10 protein-coding genes and 3 pseudogenes are annotated in these 7294 nt (G+C 35.3%); all 13 read right to left on the bottom strand.

Features of this window, described 5'->3' with window-relative positions; all coding sequences use genetic code 11:
* Positions 1 to 69: 69 nt before the first annotated feature.
* On the bottom strand, positions 70 to 648 hold the full coding sequence (locus ACOI1D_RS20610; protein WP_422503965.1) for a GNAT family N-acetyltransferase: 579 nt from the start codon (positions 646 to 648) through the stop codon (positions 70 to 72).
* A complete protein-coding gene (locus ACOI1D_RS20605; RefSeq protein WP_422503964.1) occupies positions 624 to 908 on the bottom strand; it encodes a hypothetical protein in 285 nt (94 codons plus the stop codon). Before ACOI1D_RS20605 ends, ACOI1D_RS20610 begins: the two co-directional genes overlap by 25 nt.
* Positions 909 to 932: 24 nt before the next feature.
* Positions 933 to 1631, bottom strand: coding sequence for a DUF5694 domain-containing protein (locus ACOI1D_RS20600; RefSeq protein ID WP_422503962.1), 699 nt, complete (start codon positions 1629 to 1631; stop codon positions 933 to 935).
* Positions 1632 to 1695: 64 nt separating this feature from the next.
* Entirely contained in the window at positions 1696 to 2331 is a 636-nt protein-coding gene (locus ACOI1D_RS20595) for an alpha/beta fold hydrolase (RefSeq protein ID WP_422503960.1), read from the bottom strand.
* A complete protein-coding gene (locus ACOI1D_RS20590) occupies positions 2328 to 2840 on the bottom strand; it encodes a GrpB family protein (protein WP_422503959.1) in 513 nt (170 codons plus the stop codon). Before ACOI1D_RS20590 ends, ACOI1D_RS20595 begins: the two co-directional genes overlap by 4 nt.
* Positions 2841 to 2863: 23 nt before the next feature.
* Positions 2864 to 3592 (bottom strand): metallophosphoesterase family protein, encoded by a 729-nt coding sequence (locus ACOI1D_RS20585; RefSeq protein ID WP_422503957.1) that lies wholly within the window; start codon positions 3590 to 3592, stop codon positions 2864 to 2866.
* Positions 3593 to 3666: 74 nt separating this feature from the next.
* Entirely contained in the window at positions 3667 to 4749 is a 1083-nt protein-coding gene (locus ACOI1D_RS20580) for a plasmid pRiA4b ORF-3 family protein (RefSeq protein ID WP_422503955.1), read from the bottom strand.
* Between the two features lie 179 nt (positions 4750 to 4928).
* Entirely contained in the window at positions 4929 to 5249 is a 321-nt protein-coding gene (locus ACOI1D_RS20575) for an HI0074 family nucleotidyltransferase substrate-binding subunit (protein ID WP_422503953.1), read from the bottom strand.
* Positions 5246 to 5443 (bottom strand): annotated as a pseudogene (locus ACOI1D_RS20570) (nucleotidyltransferase domain-containing protein); the annotation flags it as partial. The pseudogene ACOI1D_RS20570 and the gene ACOI1D_RS20575, both read right to left, overlap by 4 nt.
* Before the next feature lie 216 nt (positions 5444 to 5659).
* Positions 5660 to 6124: an NUDIX domain-containing protein gene (locus ACOI1D_RS20565; RefSeq protein ID WP_422503951.1), complete on the bottom strand. Its 465-nt coding sequence runs from the start codon at positions 6122 to 6124 to the stop codon at positions 5660 to 5662.
* Positions 6125 to 6197: 73 nt separating this feature from the next.
* Positions 6198 to 6482, bottom strand: a complete 285-nt coding sequence (locus ACOI1D_RS20560; RefSeq protein WP_422503949.1) for a DUF3784 domain-containing protein — start codon at positions 6480 to 6482, stop codon at positions 6198 to 6200.
* A 127-nt stretch (positions 6483 to 6609) separates the two neighbouring features.
* Positions 6610 to 7127 (bottom strand): annotated as a pseudogene (locus ACOI1D_RS20555) (GNAT family N-acetyltransferase).
* Positions 7111 to 7200: pseudogene (locus ACOI1D_RS20550) on the bottom strand (hypothetical protein); the annotation flags it as partial. The pseudogenes ACOI1D_RS20550 and ACOI1D_RS20555, both read right to left, overlap by 17 nt.
* Positions 7201 to 7294 lie beyond the last annotated feature (94 nt).

Raw genomic sequence — 7294 nt, 5'->3', positions numbered from 1 at the left:
ATATATCTATTTCTATAAATGAACAAGAGCAATGGCTTTAAAGAAGGGCCCCTTTGGTCACAATCGATGTTATAAAAATTTCCTATAAACATGGGTGTTTTGGAGAAACTTAAAACCTAGTAAATAATATAAGTTTTCGGCAACGGTGTTATTCTCCATATAACAGATACGTATTTCTTTGTGACCCTGCCTTAACAATTTATTCATTCCAAATTGGAGAGCCTCTTTTCCATAACCTTTGCCTTGATAGTTTGGAGCTACAATAAGATTATCTATTTCTCCATTACCAATCGTTACTGATGCTATAATTTCTTCATTATCTAATGCCAAATAAACATTTTCTTTATTATTTAATTTGTACTGTTTAATTACTTTTTCCGATGCAATATAAGGTTTTAAATCATTGGATTTTTGTATCGGATAATAACATTCTTGATTGACTTTTACGTACTGTTCGAAATACTTATCTTCATATACTGAGAACTCTATCTTACTTTGCGGAAATCCTCCTCCACTGTAAAATAATTCAGTTGAACCCCACCATTTATGGAAGCCAGCCTTTTTACAGAATGAACCCGGATCATGTAGATCAACTCTTATGTAAGCACTTAGTAAATCTGGTTTTAGTTCAGTAAGATAAGTCTCCAATTCATTATACAATGCTGTACCAATACCCTTACTTCTTGATTGGGGTCCAACATATAACTTACCTGGGCTTCTTTTTCATTTGCGTCGTTAGTTAGAACAGTTGCATATGCTAATCCTAAAATCGCATCTTCCTCCCACACAATACACTTAGTGGAATTTGCCTTAATATCTTCTATTTCTTCTATATCAAAATCTGTATCAATAGTGTTTATTAAACTTGATAGTTTCTCTCTGTCTACCATTTTTAAATCTTGTATCACTTTTCCCACGTCCCCTAGTTAAGACTATGTGCTTTCAATGAATGGATTTATAACATCCCATCCACTTCCTTCAAACAACTTTCTCAGCATCCATAGATGATCACTTCCAATAATGAGGAGGATACGTTCATCAGAATTGTCTGCTGTTGTTTCAATTATATTCATAACAATCATCAATTCCCGTTCCGCCCATTTGGTCAGGAAATTAACCCCGATTCTTTCCCCCATGTCATCTTCTACCAACACAAAGGACAAATACATTTCTTCTAGTTCCCTTACATAGTCACTATCGTTTAACTTTCGGTAGGAATCAATTAAATTAGTATTTGAATTAATGATAGGACCATTCTCACTCATGGATCTCATAGAGTTTAAGACTCCTGGATATGAACGCTGGATTGTGTTATTAAGGTTCGTCATTTCACCTTGAGTAAGATGACCAGTCCAATTTACTGCATATACTCTATTGTGCTCTAATTTTTTTGCTAGCCTAAATCCTACTTGTTGAACTTCATCTATCAGGTAATTACCATTCGAAATTTTATATTCTTTATTTAGATTATCATTTTGCTCTTTCTCCCATTCCAATGCCACTTTTGATGGTTTAAAGTCAGACAGATAGTCAACAAACTCTTCTATTTCTCCTTCTTTATTTTCCATTATTTCTCTATCCTGCTCGAAATGAAAAGTTCCTATCAGAATGATTTCTTTTTTAAATAACAATACTTTACTCTCCTATGTACAAAGCCATTATTCAATCAGTCTATAATACTTTTGTTAGTTTAAATTAACTGTGTTTACTTAAAAACTCATTCACCATACAATTATATACATCAGGCTGGTCGATATTTGCTGTGTGACCTGCAATTGGTACTAAACCAATTTCAATTTCTTTGTTTTGCCTTTTAATGTATGTTACAGCTTCTATTTCGTGTATGTCTTTACTACCGTTTAAAACTAATGTTGGAACCTTTAGTCTGGTTAATTCTTTATCAGTAACTGAAGGATAATTAAAGGTCATTGTGTATAAAACCTTTTTCAACGTGTCAAACCACTTTTCTCCGTGAACATCTTGAAAATGCGCGGCGATATTCTCATCATTTTCTTCAATATTTATGAAATAATTATATTGATTCACCATAATGTCTTTTAACTCGTCTGGGATATAGGGTGAATATCCTGTTAATACGATCCCATTCACAAGATTTGGTTCCCTTTGCGCAATGTGAATCGCTAATGATGCTCCTAATGAAAGTCCTAAAATATACCCTTTCCCATTCTTCTTAATTTCAGATACAGTCCAATCAAGTGTATCTTCAAAATAATCGTTAGATATTTTTGCTTTGTACTCACCATGGCCCGGTAAATCAAGCAAAATAAGTTCATAATTTGACTTAAAAAATCTATTCCCTCTGATTTTCACTTGATCTCCTCAAACCAAAGCAATGCCTTCTGTTCCATTTCCTTAACAAATTCTTTTTTCGCCGGACTATATTCACTTGTGTTATTAAAACGTTGAGCCAACTCTTCTTTGAAACGGCTATACTTTACTACTTCTTCCGGGTGGGAACGCAAATAATCTCGAAATAGTAAATGTCGTTCAATTTGTGGGTTGTCTGCCTGATAGAAATGAATATGATGCGTTCTGTTTTTCCCGCCTTTCCGGAACAACCTTCTACCTTCAATACCCCATTCTCCAGCAATATCATACCCTTGGGAGATCATTGTGTCATTGAACGCATCAATTTTGTTTATGTCTTTAACAATACACATCATGTCGATTACGGGTTTTGCCTTTAAGCCATGAACTGCGGTACTCCCAAAATGTTCAAATTTGATTACTTCATCGCCAAATATTGTCCTTAGAAATTCAGCTTCCATTTTAAACATTTCTGCCCAGTTTTCATTAAAATCGCTAAGTCTAACTTTCATCTGGAGCCCCCCTTCTGTTGTACTTACTCATACATTTTAAGTATTATCTCTCTTCGTGGAATGTCTGTTTTACTTAATTCACCAATAAACGTATTCAATTCATAAGCGACGTACTGCTGCTTTATAGTAAACCCAGTCCTGTCTATATCTACAATTCCATAGCGCGCAAAAGGTTCATTAAAGCAACCAAGGGAGCCAGGATTGAAAAACGTTATATTATTAGAATCAAAATGATGTTTGCTATGATCGTGTCCAAAGCAAACCAGTGAAGGGTTATTCAGCCCATCTAAAATAGAAAAGTTCTCAGGTAAAGGCCTACCAGTCAAATCAAAAGGGTCTTTACTTATAGGAGCATTCTGCAGTGATTGTTTCATCGGATAATGAATGAGATGTAGGGTTTGGTCATAGATAGTTGAATTAATTATACGAGGGAGTTTTTCCAATACAGATTTATGTTTCTTACTCAGTCTTTCTGCAATCCACTCATGGTGTGGAATAACATTAGTCCTGCTTTTGGGATAAGGTTCATTATTAAGAAGTGCCAAGACTGCTTCATCGTGGTTTCCAGTAATCATTTCAAGATTCTCAAAAACCAACAAAGCATCCAACACTTCATTTGAAAAAGGTCCAATGCCAATCATATCTCCAAGGCAATATATGAAGTCCACTGATTTGTCTCTGATATCTTTCAGAGCAGCATTCAATGCGTATATGTTTCCATGAATATCAGTAATGATTGCAATTCTATACATTCCTATCTCCCCTAGACAAGTGCCAGCCACCCGGAATTATTTAGAATAGTTTCAAGTGACTGGAACGGAAATTCTTACCAATACTTCAGTCTTCTATTTATCATATCAATATCAAAATCCTCGTATCCCTGGCTTATACTCCAAATTTTGGTATGATTATACTCTGGATTAGCTGGGTCAGAAATAATTCCAAGAAATGTTTCATAGCCAGGATCTCCACCAACATCTTCAGGTGGTGCATTTCCTTCTCCTGCTATACAAGTAGGATAATTAAATTCATAATCGTCTATATGATTTTCAACAACAATGCGATGCTCCCAATAATCTCCAAAGTCATAGTTATACATTATTTCAGCAGGAAGATAATCTAATAGCTTTACCCCCGTTTCCAACTCCATCGGTATTCCAGATTCATAATTTAAAGCCTCTTCATGACACACTAGATTCATAATCGGTTTGGAATTGTCTTTTTGCTCTGGAAGAACAAGAAATTCATGAAGATGATAGTCCTTCCAACCGAACACTATTTGTAATGCACGATGTAGATCCGGAAAAGTGTAATTCTTCGGAACGACGATTCTGCGCCAAACATGAACATTTTCCAGTTCTAATGTGACGCTAAGGGTAACCGCTTCTGAATTAAATATGGGGCCCCCTGTTAATTTCTCTAAATCGTGATATAAATCTTCATTCGGTCTAGTATAGTCATTACTTCCTCGCCCAACGATTAAACGGCTTGCCCGCTTACTCAAAAAAACCTGATAGATTGAATGTTGAACTAGGTCTTCCCCAAATAAATAGACATTGTCACACGCCTTATTCATCCTGGCAACTAAGGTTTTATCCCTTGTTTTTGTGAAGGTCAACACCTGCGACTGAGAAAGATAAGATTCAATAACCTCATCCCTGATGCTCTCTTCTTTGTACGTTTCACGTATCGCTTGCAAGATTAATTCATCTATTTTTTTGAAATCTTTTGCTTTTAAACCGTGAAGGACAATAATATAGCGATTGCTATCGTTCACAAGCACAAGCGTTTTTCTCCTGTTCACAGTCAATATATTAGCATGCCAAGAAAACAATGGAACTCCTTCTTCAGACGGCATTGGACTCACCTTTAATTCAGTTAGCAGTTTCTTTGTACATTGAATTAGCATAACTAACGCTCCTTTTTGCACTTTCAGATTGTAAAAATGTTTCTCCTTGAAGAAGCAAAAAAGTCCTCCAACAACACACTACAGATTCAAGTTCTAATTTACTTTTTTCAATTCTTCTTCCAGTTTTTCACACAGGTCAGATAATAGATGACTATAGCTACGTTTAACTTTCTCATAAATTAGTTTAGCTTCATCTTCATCATAAAGATGAGGGTTTTACTATGGTCTATCATCATACCAATCCATTGTTCACCGTTTTCAATTAAGCCATATGTATATGCTTCTTGAATCGTTGTCCTGGGACTTTTGATTTCTGTGAATCCAACATATTCTAAAAACATTTTCATAAGCTTCCAACTTAATTCGAAAGTGAATTCGAATCGCTGTATCACACCATCGTATACAATCTCATCATTTATTTGGATTTTTGTTGATTCGTTTAACCTGGCACTGGCACGTTTATAATCATTAAGCTTCTCGAAAAGCATTTCTTTGTTCATATACAACCACACCTTCTTTTCGAATATTGAAAATCAACTTTTAAAGGAGTGGGCCTCTCATAAATTGCTTGTTCTATTAAGTTCTGGGCAGTATGAGAAATTGCCCTCGTATAAACAGCTAAATCAACAATATCAGAAGATCTCTGGTAATCCCCCCTAGCTCTGGAACCAAACAAAATCACCTTTTCTATTTGTACTTTTTTTGAGGATAAACCTTGTAATTAGCTGACAAAACGCTTTGACATTCCTGTTGCATTCCAATCAATATCCACTACAATTCCCACCCCAATTCTTATCTAATGAATTACTCTTATTTTAGCAATAATTGATTGAAAAAACGAATCAACAAAAAACATTGCTATTACGAAGCTCTAATGTGTTCCATCCTGCACCTTATGAACGGGCAGGATTTAGTTAATGTCACCAAGATAAACCGAACTCTTTTCATTGTTAAGATGCTTAACAATATACTTTTTTAGTTCCTTAGGATAAAGTCTGGATTCTTGCAAATCATCAATATGCACCCATTCTATACCTACTTGATGACTATCCGGATTAGAAGGTTCTATACCTTGATCTACTTCATCTTTTAACTCACACAGGAAATAATATTCAACCTGATGTACATCATAGTCGAACGATGCGTGTTCATGATTCCGCCCTATATACTCTCGTATGTGAAGGAGCTCCCCAACTTCTACATTGTATCCAATCTCCTCAATACATTCCCTACGTATTGCAGCATGAAGTGTCTCACCATGTTCCTGGCCTCCACCGGGACAAAGGTAGAAATAACCTTCGTTATCTTGGTTTTTTGTTAGTAAAATTTCTCCTTTACACACTAATAAGGCTTTTGCGGAATTTCTAATTCGCACTGATATCCCTCCCCATCAATTCCTCGTTCCCTACCCTTGCATCCTAACAATAGTCACTGATCCTTAAGTCAAACTAGTCCAGTAGTCTCCTATTAATAAACAAGTACACAGTCGTTAACAAAAATAGCATAGCAACTATAAGTACCGTTTTTTCATAAGGATATTCAATTAAACTACTCATAACTACCAACAGCCCTAACGGAAGGAAAAAAACGCCTCCAGTCACTTTACCTAATAGATCCTTATTTTTAATTGCCTTTTCATTAAACCCGGCTAACAGCCAGGTTTGTTTTTTCACTGCTACTAAATATGCAACAACTAAAAGAGCTATTCCAATAATCAACAAACCGTAATCCATCCTAAGACCCCCCCAAAGTGGATTTGTTTTCCCCAATACTTTATTTACGATTCTTTTTAAAAAAAGTTCCATCTTGTTCAAACCTGCGTCTTGAAAAGTGAAGTTTTATATTTAAGGAAAACACTACCTAGTTGAAGTAGTTATCCCATTTATAATAAACAAAGGATACAATTTGTCCATTCATGTTAAATTCTTCATCACTTGTTGCTATGTATGTAAAGTCGTTTTCTCCAATACTTTTTGAGAAGCTATATTATTAGTTGTTGTTTTCGCTGAAATCTGTTTAATACCTAGTTCACTTATAGTTTCTAATAACAGTTTCAATGCTATGTTAGCAATCCCTTTTCCAGTATGTGCTTCTCCCACTCTATAACCGATATGACCCAGACCGATAGATTTTTCAATATCTACTAAGTTCATCCTTCCAAGAATTAAACCATCTTTGTTCTTAATTAAATAGAAATAGGATAATCCTTGTTCCTGTTCATCCAGTAAGGCATTATTCCTTTCTTTAAAGGTTTCAAAGTTATAGTAATCATCCCCGCGACTTGGGACCATCCCCTCAAAATAATCCCTGTTTTCAAGCTCAAATTCAAATAATTTTGCGGCATCTGCATCCTGTAATTTCTCAATTGTGATGTCCATCAGTTATAACCCCTTCTTCAACCCCATATCGGATGAGACCCATATACGGATCCCCCTTTATGTCTAAAAGCTTACAAAATGCCGGTTCGGTTTTGTATCCTTGTTTTCGAAGTTTATCACTTTATCTTTAAGATTTGCATCTCTTTCCAGCAATTTATGTTCAATAA

The organism is Virgibacillus sp. DJP39 (assembly GCF_049310925.1).
Classification (GTDB): domain Bacteria; phylum Bacillota; class Bacilli; order Bacillales; family Amphibacillaceae; genus Virgibacillus_F.
The sequence above is the reverse complement of the archived record's forward strand: the minus strand, read 5'-3'. Positions and strand labels throughout refer to the sequence as shown.